The sequence below is a fragment of the Sphingomonas parapaucimobilis NBRC 15100 genome, assembly GCF_000787715.1.
Classification (GTDB): Bacteria; Pseudomonadota; Alphaproteobacteria; order Sphingomonadales; family Sphingomonadaceae; genus Sphingomonas; species Sphingomonas parapaucimobilis.
Genome location: NZ_BBPI01000021.1, coordinates 1 through 16,044, shown reverse-complemented (window position 1 = coordinate 16,044; position 16,044 = coordinate 1). Strand labels below are relative to the sequence as shown.

15 protein-coding genes and 2 riboswitches are annotated in these 16,044 nt (G+C 70.1%); of the genes, 2 read left to right on the top strand and 13 right to left on the bottom strand.

Translation table 11 applies throughout. The features are described 5' to 3' along the window. Positions 1-22: 22 nt before the first annotated feature. Genes cobF through SP5_RS04105 form a run of 6 tightly spaced genes read right to left on the bottom strand, consistent with a single transcriptional unit; the run spans position 23 to position 5,117 of the window. Positions 23-787 carry a precorrin-6A synthase (deacetylating) gene (cobF, locus tag SP5_RS04130; protein WP_042484503.1) on the bottom strand — a complete coding sequence of 255 codons (765 nt, stop codon included), beginning with the start codon at positions 785-787 and terminating at the stop codon, positions 23-25. After that, entirely contained in the window at positions 784-1,506 is a 723-nt protein-coding gene (cobA, locus tag SP5_RS04125; protein ID WP_042484501.1) for a uroporphyrinogen-III C-methyltransferase, read from the bottom strand. Before cobA ends, cobF begins: the two co-directional genes overlap by 4 nt. Next, positions 1,503-2,810 (bottom strand): cobyrinic acid a,c-diamide synthase CobB, encoded by a 1,308-nt coding sequence (locus SP5_RS04120; RefSeq protein WP_042484498.1) that lies wholly within the window; start codon positions 2,808-2,810, stop codon positions 1,503-1,505. Before SP5_RS04120 ends, cobA begins: the two co-directional genes overlap by 4 nt. After that, positions 2,807-3,571 (bottom strand): precorrin-4 C(11)-methyltransferase, encoded by a 765-nt coding sequence (gene cobM / locus SP5_RS04115; RefSeq protein ID WP_042484497.1) that lies wholly within the window; start codon positions 3,569-3,571, stop codon positions 2,807-2,809. The genes SP5_RS04120 and cobM overlap by 4 nt, the downstream gene beginning before the upstream one ends. Continuing rightward, positions 3,568-3,924: a cobalamin biosynthesis protein gene (locus SP5_RS04110; RefSeq protein WP_042484509.1), complete on the bottom strand. Its 357-nt coding sequence runs from the start codon at positions 3,922-3,924 to the stop codon at positions 3,568-3,570. Before SP5_RS04110 ends, cobM begins: the two co-directional genes overlap by 4 nt. Further along, positions 3,918-5,117 (bottom strand): bifunctional cobalt-precorrin-7 (C(5))-methyltransferase/cobalt-precorrin-6B (C(15))-methyltransferase, encoded by a 1,200-nt coding sequence (locus SP5_RS04105; protein WP_042484494.1) that lies wholly within the window; start codon positions 5,115-5,117, stop codon positions 3,918-3,920. The genes SP5_RS04110 and SP5_RS04105 overlap by 7 nt, the downstream gene beginning before the upstream one ends. On the opposite strand from SP5_RS04105, the gene SP5_RS04100 reads away from it, so the two are divergent. Beyond that, positions 5,116-5,859, top strand: coding sequence for a cobalt-precorrin-6A reductase (locus tag SP5_RS04100; RefSeq protein ID WP_042484492.1), 744 nt, complete (start codon positions 5,116-5,118; stop codon positions 5,857-5,859). The genes SP5_RS04105 and SP5_RS04100 overlap by 2 nt on opposite strands. Here SP5_RS04100 and cobJ read toward each other — a convergent pair. From cobJ to SP5_RS04065, 7 genes are all read right to left on the bottom strand, one after another. Beyond that, positions 5,835-6,584: a precorrin-3B C(17)-methyltransferase gene (cobJ, locus tag SP5_RS04095; RefSeq protein ID WP_042484489.1), complete on the bottom strand. Its 750-nt coding sequence runs from the start codon at positions 6,582-6,584 to the stop codon at positions 5,835-5,837. The two genes, SP5_RS04100 and cobJ, sit on opposite strands and share 25 nt — an antisense overlap. Beyond that, entirely contained in the window at positions 6,581-7,306 is a 726-nt protein-coding gene (locus SP5_RS04090; RefSeq protein WP_042484485.1) for a precorrin-2 C(20)-methyltransferase, read from the bottom strand. Before SP5_RS04090 ends, cobJ begins: the two co-directional genes overlap by 4 nt. Then, on the bottom strand, positions 7,303-7,932 hold the full coding sequence (locus SP5_RS04085) for a precorrin-8X methylmutase (protein WP_042484482.1): 630 nt from the start codon (positions 7,930-7,932) through the stop codon (positions 7,303-7,305). Before SP5_RS04085 ends, SP5_RS04090 begins: the two co-directional genes overlap by 4 nt. After that, positions 7,932-9,053, bottom strand: coding sequence for a ferredoxin-like domain-containing protein (locus SP5_RS04080; RefSeq protein ID WP_042484480.1), 1,122 nt, complete (start codon positions 9,051-9,053; stop codon positions 7,932-7,934). Before SP5_RS04080 ends, SP5_RS04085 begins: the two co-directional genes overlap by 1 nt. After that, complete coding sequence (gene cobN / locus SP5_RS04075; RefSeq protein WP_042484477.1) at positions 9,050-12,430, bottom strand: cobaltochelatase subunit CobN; 3,381 nt, start codon at positions 12,428-12,430, stop codon at positions 9,050-9,052. Before cobN ends, SP5_RS04080 begins: the two co-directional genes overlap by 4 nt. Positions 12,431-12,435: 5 nt before the next feature. Further along, a complete protein-coding gene (gene cobW, locus SP5_RS04070) occupies positions 12,436-13,473 on the bottom strand; it encodes a cobalamin biosynthesis protein CobW (protein WP_042484475.1) in 1,038 nt (345 codons plus the stop codon). Positions 13,474-13,656: 183 nt separating this feature from the next. Beyond that, positions 13,657-13,856: riboswitch (cobalamin riboswitch) on the bottom strand. 22 nt (positions 13,857-13,878) lie between these two features. Further along, positions 13,879-14,934 (bottom strand): HoxN/HupN/NixA family nickel/cobalt transporter, encoded by a 1,056-nt coding sequence (locus SP5_RS04065; protein WP_042484472.1) that lies wholly within the window; start codon positions 14,932-14,934, stop codon positions 13,879-13,881. Positions 14,935-15,106: 172 nt separating this feature from the next. Beyond that, positions 15,107-15,308: riboswitch (cobalamin riboswitch) on the bottom strand. A 117-nt stretch (positions 15,309-15,425) separates the two neighbouring features. Here SP5_RS04065 and SP5_RS04060 point away from each other — a divergent pair. Further along, complete coding sequence (locus tag SP5_RS04060; RefSeq protein ID WP_042484506.1) at positions 15,426-15,983, top strand: septal ring lytic transglycosylase RlpA family protein; 558 nt, start codon at positions 15,426-15,428, stop codon at positions 15,981-15,983. Positions 15,984-16,044 lie beyond the last annotated feature (61 nt).

Genomic DNA, 16,044 nt, shown 5'->3' with positions numbered 1-16,044 from the left:
AGGGGGGCAGTTTGGAACGCGATCACAACCCCTCCCCCGCCAGATCGCCGCCCCGGCGCAGCAGATACACGTCCATGATCCAGCCATATGTGCGCCGCAGCTCCGCCCGGCGCGCGACGATCCGCTCGGCCACATCCGCCTGCCGCCCTGCCTCGATCGCCTGCTGCGCCATGCCCAGATACGCCCCCCACCAGATGATCGCATCCGGCTGATCCAGCGTCGTGAACGCGCAACCGCCGTCGAGCATCACCGCGACGCTGTCCGCCCCCTGCGGCCAGCCGCCCTCGCGCAGACGCCGCCCGGTCGTCACCATCACCGGCGCCCCGACCGCGTTGAAAGGAATGGCGTGGGCGGCGCAGAGCAGTTGCAGGCTGGTGATCCCGGGGACCACCGTCACCCGCTTGACCGCGATCAGCCGCCGCGCGATGCGGATCGTGCTGTCATAGAGCGACGGATCGCCCCACACGAGCAGCGCCACCCGCCCGCCCTGCGGCAGATGCTCCCCGATCTCCGCCGCCCAGCACCCGGCGATCGCATCATGCCAGCGCTCGACATTGTCGAGATAGTCTCCCTCGGCCGCGCGTTCGGGCAGATCGAATTCGACCACCCGCGTCGCTACCCCCGCCAGCACCTGCGCACAGATATCGCGGCGCAGGTCGATCAGCTCGGCCTTGTCACCTTTACGCGGCAGCAGGATCAGGTCGGCGGCGCGCATCGCCGTCTCCGCCGCGCGGGTCAGGTGATCGGGATTCCCCGTGCCGATGCCGATCAGGTCGAGATGGATCACAGATCCTCCATCAGCGGGCCGTAGAGGATCAGCGCGGCCTTGTCCGATACGGACGCCGCCAGTTGCGCCGCCAGCGCACCGATCGTTGCGCGGGTCAGCCTCTGGTCGGGGCAGCCGACATGCTCGGCCATCAGCGCGGGCGTCTCCGGCGACAGGCCATGCGCGACCAGCGCCTCGACGAGTGCGGGAAAGGTCCGCTTGGGCATGAACACGACCGTGGTCGCGCCCGCATCCGCCAGCGCCGCCATGTTGCGGTCGGCGGGCAGCGCGCCGGTGATGTCGTGGCCGGTCACGAACTGCACCCGCCGCGCCTCCGACCGCCGGGTCAGCGGAAGGCCCGCCGCCGCCGCCGCCGCGCTCGCCGTGCTGACGCCGGGCACGATTTCGAAGGGGATGGCGGCGGCCTTCAGCGCGATGATCTCTTCCTCCAGCCGCCCGAAGATACCCGGATCGCCGGACTTCAGCCGGACGACCCGCTTGCCGCCCAGTGCATGATCGACCAGCAGCCGGTCGATCTCGCCCTGCTTGGGCGAGGCGCGGCCCGCGCGCTTGCCGACCGCGATCAATTCGGCATCGGGGCGGCAATGGCTCAGCATCGGCCCGGCGGCCAGATCGTCGAACAGCACGACATCGGCCTGCCCCAGACAGCGCACCGCCTTCAGCGTCAGCAGCTCCGGATCGCCCGGTCCTGCACCGATCAGATGGACGAAACCCCTCACCACCAGCGCGCCACCAGATGGAAGAAGGTACCCGTCACCGGCCCCCGCCGCGACCCGGTTTCGGGCACCGCCTCCCCTTGCGCATCCACGACATGGGCGAGCGGGGCATCAGGCTGTTCGAGGACAGTCGAATAATGAAACTCATGCCCGCCCAGCACCGCGCCCTTGGGCATTCCCGCCACTTCGCCCAGCAGGGTCGCGCGGCGATAGCCCAGATGCATCTTGCGCCTGGCATAGCTGGTCACGAGGCCGAGCAGCCCGGCCATGCGGTGGCTGACGCCCTGGGCGTCGATCAGCGCCTCGCCCAGCGCCATGTAACCACCGCACTCGCCGTGAATGGGTTTGGTCTGGGCGTGATTTGCAAGGCCAGCCCGGAACCGTTCCGCCGCCGCCAGTCGCCCGGCATGGAGTTCGGGATAACCGCCGGGCAGCCAGACCAGATCGGCCGACGCATCCGGCGCCTCATCGGCGAGCGGCGAGAAGGGCAGTATCTCCGCGCCGCCTGCGCGCCAGCCCTCCAGCATGTGCGGATAGACGAAGGAAAAAGCCGCATCCTGCGCCAGCGCGATTCGCTGCGCGGGCGGTGGCGGAAGCGTGCCAGTCGTGGACGGGGCAGGCTTCGCATAGGCCGCCGCACGGATCGCCTCGAGATCGACATGCGCCGCCAGGAACGCAGCATAGTCGCCGATCAGCCGATCGAGTTCGGGATGTTCCACGGCCTGCACCAGTCCCAGATGCCGTTCGGGCAGGACCAGATCGCCGCGCCGGGGCAGCGCGCCGAAGACCGGCAGGCCGATCTCCTCGAACCCCAGTTTCGCCAGACGCTCATGGCGTGGGCTGGCCACGCGGTTCAGGATCACGCCCGCCACGCGCAATTCGGGATCATAGCGTGCAAAGCCCAGCGCGGTCGCCGCCGCCGACTGCGCCTGTCCCGACACGTCGATGACCAGTATGACGGGCCAGCCCATGCGCCGGGCCGTCTCCGCGCTGCTGCCCATGCCGGTCGCGCCGGGTCTCGCCACGCCGTCGAACAGGCCCATCGAACCTTCCGCCAGCACCAGCTCGGCATCCGCGCCCCGCTGCCCCAGCGTGTCGAGCAGCGTGGCGGGCATCGCCCAGCCGTCCAGGTTGAACGACGCCCGCCCGCTCGCCGCGCGGTGAAAGGCGGGGTCGATATAGTCGGGACCGCTCTTGAACGGCTGTACGCGCAACCCGGCGTCGCGGAACGCGCGCAGCAGTCCCAGCATCACCGTGGTCTTGCCGGTCCCCGATGCGGGCGCGGCGATCATCAGGCCCGGTGTCATACCAGGGTGTTTCCGGGGCGATAGCGGCGGTCATAGCCCTCCGCATATAAACGGCTCTCGGCGAAATCGCTCGGGTCGAGGACCCGGCCGACCAGGATCAGCGCGGTGCGCTCCGGGCCATCGGCGGCGGCCTGTTCGATGGTGGCCAGCGTCGCGCGGACGATCCGCTGCTCGGGCCAGCTCGCGCGCCAGACGATCGCAACCGGACAGTCTGCGCCGTAATGCGGGGTCAGGTCGGCGACGACCTTGGCCAGATTGTGGATCGACAGATGGATGGCCAGCGTCGCGCCGGTCGCGGCGAAGGCGGTGAGCGACTCGCCCTCGGGCATGGCGCTGGCGCGGCCGGGGGTGCGGGTCAGAATCACCGATTGCGCGATGCCGGGCAGCGTCAGCTCGCTCTCCAGCACCGCCGCCGCCGCCGCGAAGGACGGCACGCCCGGTGTCACCGAGACGGGGATGCCCATGTCCCGCAAGCGCCGCACCTGCTCGCCCATCGCCGACCAGACCGACAGGTCGCCGGAGTGGAGCCGGGCGATGTCCTGCCCCCTGGCGTGGGCTTCCGCGATCTCGGCCATGATCTCATCGAGCGTCATCGGCGCGGTGTTCACGATTTTCGCGCCGGGCGGACAATGGGCCAGCACCGCCTCGGGCACCAAAGATCCGGCAAAGAGGCACACCGGACAGGCGGCGATCAGGTCACGGCCCCGCAGGGTCAGCAGGTCGGGGGCACCGGGTCCGGCGCCGATGAAATGGACGGTCATGATTCGGGTCCCTGGGCGATGGCACAAGTCGCCATGCGGTCGGAGGAGATGGTGCGGGTGACGACGATCCGCGCCCCCGGCCCGGCGGCGACGAGCGCGACGGCTTCGGCGACGCTGCCGACGCCGCGCGCGGCCAAACTGACGGTCGAGCGGGTAGGAGTATCGATACCTTGCAACACGTCGGCGGCGATGGGGTGGACGGCCAGCCCCTTGGCCTCGGCGAAGGACGCGATCGCCCCTGCCCGGTCAGCCGGTACGGCCAGTGCATCGGGGCGCGTGCCGGTCGCGGCCAAGGCATTGCGGAAGGACTCGGGGGTCGCCCCCGCCCGGCATCCGAACCCGGCGATCACCATGCGACCCGCCATTGCACGATGGGATAGCTCGCCTTCCACCCCCGCTTGGTGCCGAGCGGTCGTGCGCGGGCCAGTTCGATGCGCAGCAACTCGCCGCCATGACGGGCATGGCATTCGGCCAGCAACGCCTCGGTCTCCAGCGTGACGGCGTGGGCGACGAGGCGACAGCGGGGCAGCATCCGCAGCGCCTCGACCAGCGGCCGCGACAGGCCCCCGCCGACGAACACCGCATCGGGGTGCGGACGCTCGGCCAGTTCGGCCACCGCATCGCCCTCGACCAGTTCCAGCCGGGTCAGCCCCAGCCGCCCGGCATTGTCGGCGGCGCGGGCCAGGCGTGCGGGGTCACGCTCGAAGCCGATGGCACGGGTGGTCGGGTCGCTCAGCAGCCATTCGATCGCGACCGATCCCGATCCCGTGCCGATGTCCCACAGCAACTCGCCCGGTCGCGGGGCGAGCGCGGAAAGCGCGAGCGCGCGGACGGGGCGCTTCGTGATCTGTCCGTCATGCGCGAACCAGTCATCGTCCAGGCCATTGGCGCAGGGCAGGACGCGGCCCGCTCCGGCAGGCTCGATCGCCACCGCGACCGGATGGGCGATGTCGGTCCAATCGAGCGCGTCCGCCGTGCTCGCCCGCACCCGCTCGCGCGGACCGCCCAACGCCTCCAGCACGGTCAGCGCGCTGTCGCCGAACCCCTGCTCGGTCAGCCACGCTGCCATCCCCGTCACCGAAGCGCCGTCGCGCATCAGCGCCAATATCCGCTGCCCCGGTGCCAGATGCGGGCGCAGCGTCTCGACCGGGCGGGCGTGCAGTCCGATGCTCTGGATCGTCTCGACCGGCCAGCCCAGCCGCGCCGCCGCCAGCGACAGGGTGGACGGTGCCGGATAGGCGACCCACTCGCCCGGCTCCATCGCCCGTGTCACCACCGATCCCGCGCCGAACCAGAAGGGATCGCCCGAGGCGAGCATGACCACCCGTTCACCCCGCCGTTCGAGCAGCATGGGAACGCCATCGGCAAAGGGCACCGGCCAGGTGATCCGCTCCGCCCGCCCCTGCCCGGCCAACAGCGACAGGTGACGGGGCGCGCCCATGACGCTATCGGCGGCCAGGATCGCGGCGCGCGCGGGGGCGGTCAGGCCGTCCCAGCCATCCTCGCCGATCCCGACGATCGTCAGCCACGGCCCGGAGTCAGCCATGCGCCACATCCTTCTGCTCGGCGGCACGACCGAGGCGAGCGCCTTGGCCACCGCACTGGCCGCGCGAGGCGAGCGGGCGGTGCTGAGCTATGCGGGCCGCACCGAAGCCCCCCGCGCGCAGGCCATCCCGACACGCATCGGCGGGTTCGGCGGTGTCGAGGGGCTGGCCGACCATATGCGCAGCGAGGGCGTGACGCATCTGGTCGACGCGACCCATCCCTTCGCCGCGCGGATCAGCGCCAATGCCATTGCGGCGGCGGAAATGGAGGGCGTGCCAATCCTCGCGCTGACCCGACCCGAATGGGTGGACGGCCCCGGTGATCGCTGGATTCGCGTGACGGATACCGAACAGGCGGTGGCCGCGCTCGGCGCCGATCCGGTGCGCATCTTCCTGGCGCTCGGTCGCCAGACCATCGGCGATTTCGCCAGCGCGCCGCAGCATTTCTACCTGTTGCGCTTTGTCGATGCTGCCGAGCCGACCTTGCCGCACCATCATCTGGTGGTGGATCGCGGTCCCTTCACGCTGGCGGGCGAATTGGCGCTGCTGCGGGACCATCGGATTCAGATGCTGGTCGCCAAGAATGCAGGTGGCTCCGGCGCACGGGCAAAGCTCGACGCGGCACGGGAACTGGGCCTGCCGGTCGTGATGATCGACCGTCCCTTCATCCCGCCCCGCCCGCAGGTGAGCAGCGTCGCGGCCGTGCTGGACTGGCTGGATCACGGCGTCGTCCGGGGGGTGTAGAGGATCGGCTGGCCCGCATGGGGGATCATGCGCGTACGGCTGGACCCAATGATGACGACGGTGCGCATGTCGGCCATCTCGCCGCGCGCTTGCGGAAGCGGCACGATGCGCAACTGCTCCTCGGGCGTCGAGACGGCGCGGGCGAACAGCACCGGGCGGTCATCGCCGCACACCTGCCGTAACAGCGCAAAGGCCGCATCGAGCGCATCGGGCCGCGCCTTGGACCGGGGATTGTAGAGCGCGATGGCGAAGTCCGCCTCCGCCGCCAGCGCCAGCCGTCGCTCGATCAGCGCCTGGGGCTTCAGATTGTCCGACAGGTTGATCGCGCAGAAATCATGCCCCAGCGGCGCCCCCGCCCGTGCGCTCGCCGCCAGCATCGCGGTGATGCCGGGCAGGACACGGATGTCGAGGTCGTGCCAGCGCTCGGGGTCTTCCTCCACCCGTTCGAAGATCGCCGCCGCCATCGCGAACACTCCTGGATCGCCAGAGGATACGACGACCACGCGCTGCCCAGCTTCGGCCATCTCCAGCGCGTGCAGCGCGCGGTCGCGCTCGACCCGGTTGTCGCTGGCATGGCGGGTCAGGCCGGGCCGCTCGGGCACGCGCGCGACGTACGGGATATAGCCAACGACATCGGTCGCTTGCGTCAGCGCCGCCGACACCTCGGGTGTCACCATCGCCTCCGCGCCCGGCCCCAGCCCTGCCACGATCAGCCAGCCGCTCATGGCCGCCGCCCCTGCCCATGGATCAGCGCGATCGAGAAATAGGGGGCGGGTGCGTCCTCCACCTGCGTCAGCGGGCGCACCCGCTCCCCCGCCTGGGCGGCATGTTCGACCAGCCACGCCTGCTCCGTCCGTCCCGCCGCCGCGATGGCGCGGCGCAGCTTGGGCAAATGGCGGCCGATCTTCATGACGACCAGCGCGTCGGTCTGGGCGATGCGGCGGGTCAGTTCCGGCTCCGGCAGGGTCGCCATCGCGACGGTCAGCACATCGTCGCCCCAGGTGATCGGCGCGCCGCTGGCCGTCCAAGCGCCCGACATGCCGGTGATGCCCGGCACCACCGCGACGGGAGCATGATCCTTCAACCGGCTGTGCAGGTGCATGAACGAGCCGTAGAAGAACGGATCACCCTCGCACAGCACCACCACGTCCTCGCCTTGGCCTGCCAGCGACAGGATATGCGCGGTGCACGCCGCATAGAAGTCGGACAGGCATTCGTTATAACGCGGGTCGGTGAACAGGATCTCGGTCGTGACCGGATAGTCCATCGGATATTCCACGACATCGTCGCGGAGCATCCCCTCGACGATGGTCCGCGCATGGCCGCGCCGCCCGGCCTTGCGGAAATACGCGACGTGCCGCGCCCCGCGCACGAGCCGGTCGGCGCGCACGCTCATGAGGTCCGCCGCGCCCGGCCCCAAGCCGACCCCGTGAACGGTCCCCGTCATTCGGCGCGGCTCGCCAGTGCGTTGATCGCCGCGACGGTGATCGCGCTGCCGCCGGGACGCCCCTTCACGATGGCGGAAGGAACGGGCTGCGCCTCCCACAGCGCGTCCTTCGACTCCATCGCGCCGACGAAGCCGACGGGACAGCCGATGATCGCGGCCGGGCGCGGGCAATCGGGGTCTTCGAGCATGGTCAGCAGGTGGAAGAGCGCGGTCGGCGCATTGCCGATCGCGACCAGCGCCCCCGCCAGATGCGGCCGCCACAGCTCCAGCGCGGCGGCCGAACGGGTCGTGCCCATCTCCTTCGCCAGCACGGGCACGGCGGGATCGCGCAGCGTACAGATCACCGGATTGTCGGCGGGCAGACGCGCGCGCGTGACGCCTTCGCTGACCATATGCGCATCGCACAGGATCGCAGCACCGTTCGCCAGCGCCTGCCGGCCTGCGACCGCAAAGCCGGGCGAGAAATGGATCAACGGTGCGAGTTCGACCAGCCCGGCGGCATGGATCATGCGCACCGCGACCGGCTCTTCCTCCTTGTCGAAGCGGGCCAGTTCCGCCTCGGCGCGGATGATGGCGAAGGACTGGCGATAGATCGCCGCGCCATCGGTTTCGTACGTGTAGGGCATCAACAGGCTCCGAGAAGCGCGACCGCCCGCTCGGGCGTCAATCCGGTGTGAAGGGGCGTGGCCCCGGCGCGGGCGTTGCGGGCCAGATCGAAAGCCCCCTCCCGCCCGGTCAGCACCCAGTCCGCCGCCCGTGCCCGTGCGCAGCCCTTCGCGCAACCCGAGACGTGCAGATGGCCGTCGATCAGCGGCGCGAGACGGGCGGCCAGATCGCGGGTCTCGACGCTCGCCTGCGGACAGGCGGGCGCGCCGACACAGGCATCGACATGCAGGATCGGGCTGTCGGCCAGCAGCATCCCGGCGACCGGGGCCGGTGCGATAGCCTCTGCGATGAGCAACCGCCACGGGGTCAGGCGGACGGCGCAACCATGGCGGCGGACGAACGCCGCCAGCGATTCGGCAGCGATCCGGCCGAAGGGCAGACCATAGACCGCGCCGACCGGATGCCCGCCGGGCTGCATCGGCGCGCCCGATGCAGGTACGGCGTCGCCTTCGGCCCATTCGGGCAGGGTCGCCTTGTGACGCACCATCCGCCCGGCAATGCGACCATCGCTATCGGCGAACCAGTGCGCCAGCCGGATCAGGGCGTCAGCGGCGTTCGAACGGGTGACGGTCACACCGCTCATCCGCCCATCGGCGCGCGCCATAAGCTCACCCGTGGTGGCCCGCTCGATACGGAAATCCCCGGGTGCGTCGGCCAGCATCGGCGCAGCCCCCGCATCGACCACGAAACCGGCCTTGCCCGGCAGCTCGGGCAGTTCGGCCAGCCGCGCCCGCAATTCGCTGGCGATGGCATGGGTATCGTCGCCCTCACGCCAATCCGGGCTGACGAGGATCGCGCCCCGCCCCTCCGTCACCGGATCGGGATCGACCAGCCCCAGCGCCTGCAATGCCGCCAGCAGCAGGGGCCAGCCCGCCTCGGTCACACCCCGCAGTTGCAGGTTCGCGCGCGCGGTCAGGTCGATCTGGCCATTGCCGTGCCGCAGGGCGGCCTCGCACAGCCCCTCCACCTGCGCCGCCGTCAGGCGCGCGAGCGGCGGGCGGACGCGCACGAGCAACCCGTCCCCCGCCATCATCGGCCGGAACGCATCGGGACACCAGCCCTTGACGACAAAGCCGCTCATGCCGCGCCGTCCAGCATAGCGAGCACGGAATTGCGCCGCGTCCGCCACAGCCCGGCCTTATGAAGGGCCGCGAACCGCGCCTCCATCGCCGCCAGCGCCGCCGGGTTCGCCTGCGCCATGAAGTCGCGCACCGCGTCCCGAGCCAGCGTCGCATCCCAATACAGGTCGATCAACGCGGCGGGCACCGCGTCCGCCAGATGCGCGAAGCTGCCCAGATGGTCGAGCGTCGCGGCGATCTCGGCGGCACCGCGAAAGCCATGCGCCATCATGCCCGCCACCCAGCGCGGGTTGGCGGCGCGGGCATGGACGGTGCGGGCGATCTCCTCGGCCAGCGTCCGCGCCTTGGGGCTGGCCGGATCGCGTGTGTCGAGATGATAGAGCGCCGCCGCCCCCTCCCCCAACGCCGCCCGCGCCGCCGCGAAACCCGCCTGATGCGAGGCATAGTCGGCGGCGAGCAGCAGGTCGCTTTCGGGCAGGTCGTGGAGGTGGACGAAGGCCTGCGCCCCCGCCACCCGCGCGGCGATCCCGTCCGCATCGCGCCGGTCGCCATCGTCCAGCGCGGTCGCCGAGGCGGCGAGCCAGCTCTGCCCCGCCTCGATCCGCGCCGCCTCGTCATAGCCCGCATTCGGGTCCAGCCCGATGCCATAGCGCCCCGGCGCGGGGCCATAGACGCGCGGAGCCGCCTGCCCGACATAGGGGTTCCAGTCCGGCTCTTCGTCGCGTGCCCCAAGCGCGCGCACCGCCTGCCCGAACAGCGCGACCAGATGGGGAAAGGCGTCGCGGAACAGCCCCGACACGCGCAGCGTCACATCGACGCGCGGCCGGTCGAAACGCATCAGCGGCATCACCTCGAACCCCGTCACCCGTTCGGAGCGATGGTCCCACACCGGCTCGACCCCGATCAGGTGCAGCGCCATGGCGAATTCCTCGCCCGCCGTGCGCATCGTCGCCGAGCCCCAGAGATCGACGATCAGAGTGCGAAGGTAATCACCCTCCTCCTGCATGTGGCGGCGGAGCAGTTCCTCGGCGAGCTTCACGCCCTGCGCTTGCGCGGCCCGGCTCGGCACCGCACGCGGGTCAATGGCATAGAGGTTGCGCCCCGTCGGCAGTACGTCGGCGCGCCCACGATAAGGCGAGCCGGACGGCCCCGCCGGAACGCGCTTCCCGTCCAGCCCGGCGAGCAGCCCGGCGCGCTCCGCCGCGCCCTGTTCACCGCGCCCGAAGATATGGAGGCCTTCGCCGAACTGGCTGTCCTTCACATCGCACACGAATGCGTCGATCCGGGTGAGCGGATCCTCCGCCCCCGCCAGCCCCAAGGTCTCGCCAAGGCCGACGCTGTCCGCCTCCTCGGCGATGCTGGCGCGCAGCCGGTCGCGCCGGGCGGGGTCGAGGCCATCGGCATTGGCATATTCGTCGAGCAGCGCCTCCAGCCGCCCCAGCCCCGCGCCGGTCTGCGCCTGCACCAGTGCCGGGGGGACATGGCCGATCGTCACCGCGCCGATGCGTCTTTTGGCCTGCGCCGCCTCGCCCGGATCGTTGACGATGAAGGGATAGAGGACCGGCCAGTCGCGGGTCAGCGCCTCGGGCCAACAGGCGTCGGACAGCGCGACCGCCTTGCCGGGCAGCCACTCCAGCGTGCCATGCGCGCCGACATGGACCAGCGCATCGGTCCCCTGCGCCCGAAGCCAGAGATAGAAGGCGACATAGGAATGGCGCGGGCAGCGCGAGAGGTCGTGATACTCCTCCGCCCGCCCGTCCCGCCGCCCGCGTTCGGGCTGGAGCGCGACGATCGCCTTGCCGAGCGTCAGCGCAGGGAAATGGAACGCGTCACCCTCGATCAGCGGGTCGTCCTCGACCGCGCCCCAGCTTTCCAGCAGGTCGGCGCGCAAGGGTTCTGGCAAGGTGGCGAGCGCCTCAAGGTAAGCCGTGATCGGCCATGCGATCTGGTTGGTGAGCAGAGCCTCGGGCAGGTCGGCCCGCATCTCCACATCATAACCGGCCTCGCCCAGATCGCCGAGGATCGCCGCCGTCGAGGCGAAGCCGTCCAGCCCGACCGCATGCGCCGCCTGCCAGTCCTTGCCCGGATAGGTGGACAGCAGGATCGCCAGCCGCCGCTCGGCCACCGGGGTCGCCGCCAGCCTTGCCCAGCCCGCCACCTTGTCCGCTACCGCCGCGATGCGGGCGGGTTCGGCGCGGTGCAGGCGCAGGGCGATGTCGAAATCGGGATCGCGTGTCCCCGGTTGCTTGAAGCTGACCACGCCCGCGAACAGGCGGCCGTCGATCTCGGGCAGGACGACGTGCATGGCCAAGTCGGCGGGCGACAGACCGCGCGCCGACCCCGCCCAGCCCTCGCGATCGCTGGTGGCGAGCGCGACCTGAAACACTGGCACGCCCGCGCCGTCGAGCGGGGTGGTGTCGTCCTCGCCGCGTGCGGAGAAGGCGGTGGCGTTGACGATCGCGGCGGGGGCGAGGGCCGCGACCCAGCGCGCAATCCACGGGCCTGCACCCTCGGCTTTCAGCGAGGGGACGAACAGGGCGATGGGGTCGAAGCCGCGTTCGCTCAGCGCGGCGTGGAGGGCGGCGATGGGCTCCAGGTCGGCGGCGGCGAGATAGGCGCGGTAGAAGGTTATCAGGATGCGGGGGCGGGTTGCGATCAACAGGGCGGCGGCGGGGCACGACGGACCCGCCGGGGACCAGCCTCCGACGAGTGCCACTTGGGGAGAGGGCCCTCCCCCATCCCAGTTGTGGGTGAACAATGCCCCGCATTGTTCAGGCCATGCCGGGGGCATGGCCGACCCACAACTCGCCTGCGGGAGGGGCGTGCTTGTGGTAAGCGCTGGCTTGAAAAGCCCCTCTCCCGGCAGGGGGAGGGGTTGGGGAGGGGCAAGAGCCACAGACGGCAACGCCGCGATTTCGCCCAAAGCCATCGCCACCGCATCGGCCCCACCCGCGTCGCACAGCGCCCCCAACCGCCGCACCATCGCCTCGTCGACGGTAGACGCCGCCATCAACCGACGATCCTCGCGCCCATCCGCCGCGAGGACAACAAGCGCAATCCCCCGCTCCCCCGCCAGCCGCTCGACCTCGCGCAGGCCGTAATCCCAGTACGCCGCCCCGCCGATCAGCCGGATCAGGATCGCCTTTGCGTGAACCAGGGTCTGCTCGACATAGGTGTCGACCGACAGCGGATGGACCAACGCCGCCAGATTGGCGAGCCGCAGCGACCAGGGGAATCCCCCCGCCCGCCAGCCGGCCGCAAAGGCGCTCAGGTCGCTGTCGGAGAAGGACAGCACGACCACGTCACCGGGGCGCTGCCCCAGATCCTGCGGAACCGCCTGTTCCTCCAGCCCATGGCTCTCGCGAAAGACGAGATGCACTGGTCTTAGCCCTTCAGTACGGCCTCGATCGCAGGCCGGTCGATCCGGTCATGCTCGGCAATGACGACCAGCTGGGTGCCGCGCGCCTCGCCCGCGCCCCAGGGACGGTCGTAGCTAGTGCGCACCCGGCGACCGACCGCCTGGACCAGCAGCCGCATCGGCTTGCCCGCGACGGCGGCATAACCCTTCACGCGCAGGATATCCTGCTGCTCGGCCAGCGTCACGATCCGGGCGGCGATCGTCTCGGGGCTGTCCACCTCGCCCAGCATCACCGAGATGCTGTCGAAATCGTCATGCTCGTGATCGTCCGCGCCGTCATGGTGCGAGGGGCGCGCGGCAATGTCGTCCTCGGCGGCGGCCTCCAGACCCAGCACGATCTCGGCCGAGACGATGCCGTCGACCGCCTCGACCATCGGCAGCGGGCGCGGGGCTTCGGCCGCGATGATCGCGCGCGCCTTGGCGACGCCCTCCGGCCCGGCGAGATCGGCCTTGGTCAGCAGGACGATATCGGCGCAGGCGAGCTGATCCTCGAACACTTCCGACAACGGGGTTTCATGGTCCAGGCTGGGGTCGGCGGCGCGCTGCGCCTCCACCGCGTCGAGATCGGGGGCGAAGCGGCCCGCCGCGACGGCTTCCGCATCGGCCAGGGCCACCACGCCGTCCACCGTGATGCGCGAGCGGATGGCGGGCCAGTCGAACGCCTTGAGCAGCGGCTTGGGCAGCGCCAGCCCTGACGTCTCGATCAGGATATGATCCGGGCGCGGCTCCATCGCCAGCAGCTTTTCGACCGTCGGGATGAAGTCGTCGGCGACAGTGCAGCAGATGCAGCCGTTTGCCAGCTCGACGATATTCTCCGCCGGGCAGTCGGGGATGGCGCAGGATTGCAGGATGTCGCCATCGACACCCAAAGTGCCGAACTCGTTGACGACCACCGCCAGGCGACGGCCGCCCGCATTGCGGATCAGATGGCTGATGAGCGTGGTTTTCCCTGCGCCCAGAAAGCCGGTGACGATGGTTACAGGAACCTTGGAAAGGTCGCGCAAAACAATTCTCCGACGCGCCGGACGAGCGAGCGCGAACGCGGGACCCATCGCCGGACGGGACAAAAGGACGGGCGCGGTCGATTGCGTCCTTTCCCCAACCCGGCGACCGATGCGGCCCCGGCCGCATGGCTTCGTCGCTCCCCGACGGAGAACCGTGCCCCGACCACCCCCTGGGTCCAGGCAAGAGCGACCATGACGCCGGCAGGTCTCCTGGCTCGCGGGTCAAAGCAAAGGGATGCGCCTTCCCGGATCACTCCAGTGGCCGTGCCCTCATGGGAGCACCAGCATCGCTCACTCGCCGCTTACAGTTGCAGGGACAGCCGGGGATTTGCACCCCATTCCCGTTTGAAGCCCTTGCGGGCACCGGCGCGATCTTCGGGAATTTTCGGCCCCGATGCGCGGCATTTATCCCGCCGCGCCGGGCTTGGCAATTCGCGCCTCCATCGCGGCGAACCCGCGCCAGCGATAGAGGAGGAAACTCGCGCCCCAGCAGACCACGAACAGCCCGACGATGGCGAAGCCCAGCACGTTGAAATGCTCGGACAGCGCCGCCGCATAACGGAACGGCCCCGCCGTCCAGCCGAACCGCTCGGCCAGCAACGCGGTCGCCTGGATACCGCCGATCACCAGCGCGACCAGCGCCGAGACCAAAGTGATCGTCATGTTGTAGTAGAGCTTGCGCAGCGGATGGACGAACGCCCACTCATAGGCACCCAGCATCACCAGCCCGTCGGCCGTGTCGATCAGCGCCATGCCGACCGCGAACAGGACGGGGAACACCAGGATCGTCGCCAGCGACACGCCGTCCGCCGCGTGCGACCCCGACAGCCCCAATATCGCCACCTCGGTCGCGGTGTCGAAGCCCAGCCCGAACAGGAAGCCCAGCGGTGCCATGTGCCAGCTGCGCCGGATCAGCCGGAACAGCGGCCGGAACAGGCGGGACAAAGGTCCCTGCCCCGAAAACAGCATGTCGGCATCGGCCTCCGCCATAGGCTCGCCGCGCGCGACGCGGCGGAAGCGGGTCCAGACATCGCGCAGGATGATCAGGTTCATGATCGCGATGGCGAACAGGAAGCTGGCCGAGACGATGGTAGCGATCGTCCCGCCGCTCTGCCCGAACGCCTCGAAGTCGGACAGGGTGCTCGCCGCCAGCGCGACCGTGGTCGCCGCGATCAGCACGATGGCGGAATGGCCGATCGCGAACCACAGGCCGACCGCGATGGGCCGCTGGCCGTCCTGCATCAGCTTGCGGGTCACATTGTCGATCGCGGCGATGTGATCGGCATCGACCGCATGGCGCAGGCCCAGGCTATAGGCGAGCAAAGCCGTCCCCAGCATCAGGCTGTTGCCCGCAAAGACGCTCAGCGCCCAGCCCCAGACAGCGATATTGATGACGACCAGCGCACCCATCAGCAATGTAACACGGCGTTTCAGCGAGGGTCGGATAGGAACTTCGGACATGGGCGGATCACGCTTAAGAGCGCCGTTGCGACTCAGGCCGACCTTCCGCTGTCGCGGTCGTCCCCAGGCTCGAGCGGGCGCACGCCGGGCTGGGTCTCCGATTCGGGTCGGCCATATGGCGTCGCTCGCATGATACAATATATCCTGGCCATGACCATCCCCTGGATCGCGGCAAGAGCGACTCGCATCGGCAGGTCTCCTGGCTTGCGGGTCGAAGCGTCGGCAATGCGGCCTTCCCGGATCGCTCCAGTGGCTGTTCCCTGTTGCAGGAACCGGCATCACGCGCTCACCGCTTACAGTTGCAGGGACAGCTATGGATTTGCACCATATTCCCGTTTGAAGCCCCAAGGGGCACCGATGCGATAGCCCGGCGGCGTGGCTGAAAGCCCCTGCCGGTCGATACGGGGATAGTCTGCGCCGGACGGAGGCGCAAACGGCTTTATCCCGCCGCGCGGCACGCCTAATCGAGGCGCATGGTGGTTTGGAAAGCGATGCGCCGATGGGCTCCGGCGGCGGCGGCCCTGCTCGCGGCCTGTTCGGGTGGCAATTACCGGCCGGTCAGCGATTATCCCGTACGGATCGGCAAGCCCTATACGGTGCGCGGCGTCACCTATGTTCCGGCCGAGGACACCACCTATGACATGCTGGGCTATGCCAGCTGGTATGGCAACGAATCGGGCAAGCGCACCGCGAACGGCGAACGCTTCCGCCCCGGCTGGGCGACGGCGGCGCACACCACCCTGCCCCTGCCCAGCTATGTCGAGGTGACGGCGCTGGATACCGGTCGGCGGATCATCGTGCGGGTCAACGATCGCGGGCCGTTCGCCGGCTCGTCGCGGATCATCGACCTGTCGCGCGGTGCCGCCGAGCAGCTCGGCCTGCGCGCGGTCGGCAAGGCGGCGGTGCGGGTACGGGTTGTCGAGCCGGACGAAAAGGACCGCGAACGCCTGCGCCACGGCAAGGCCGCGCGGCCCCTGCCGCCGGTATCGGATGCGGTACGGGCGAATCTGCTGTCGCAGATTGCGGCCGCGGGGATGGTGGTGCGGTAGAGTGTCGGTTTCCGCCCACTTGCGGACATTGCTGTCATCGGAGCGAACTAGGCCGGATCAA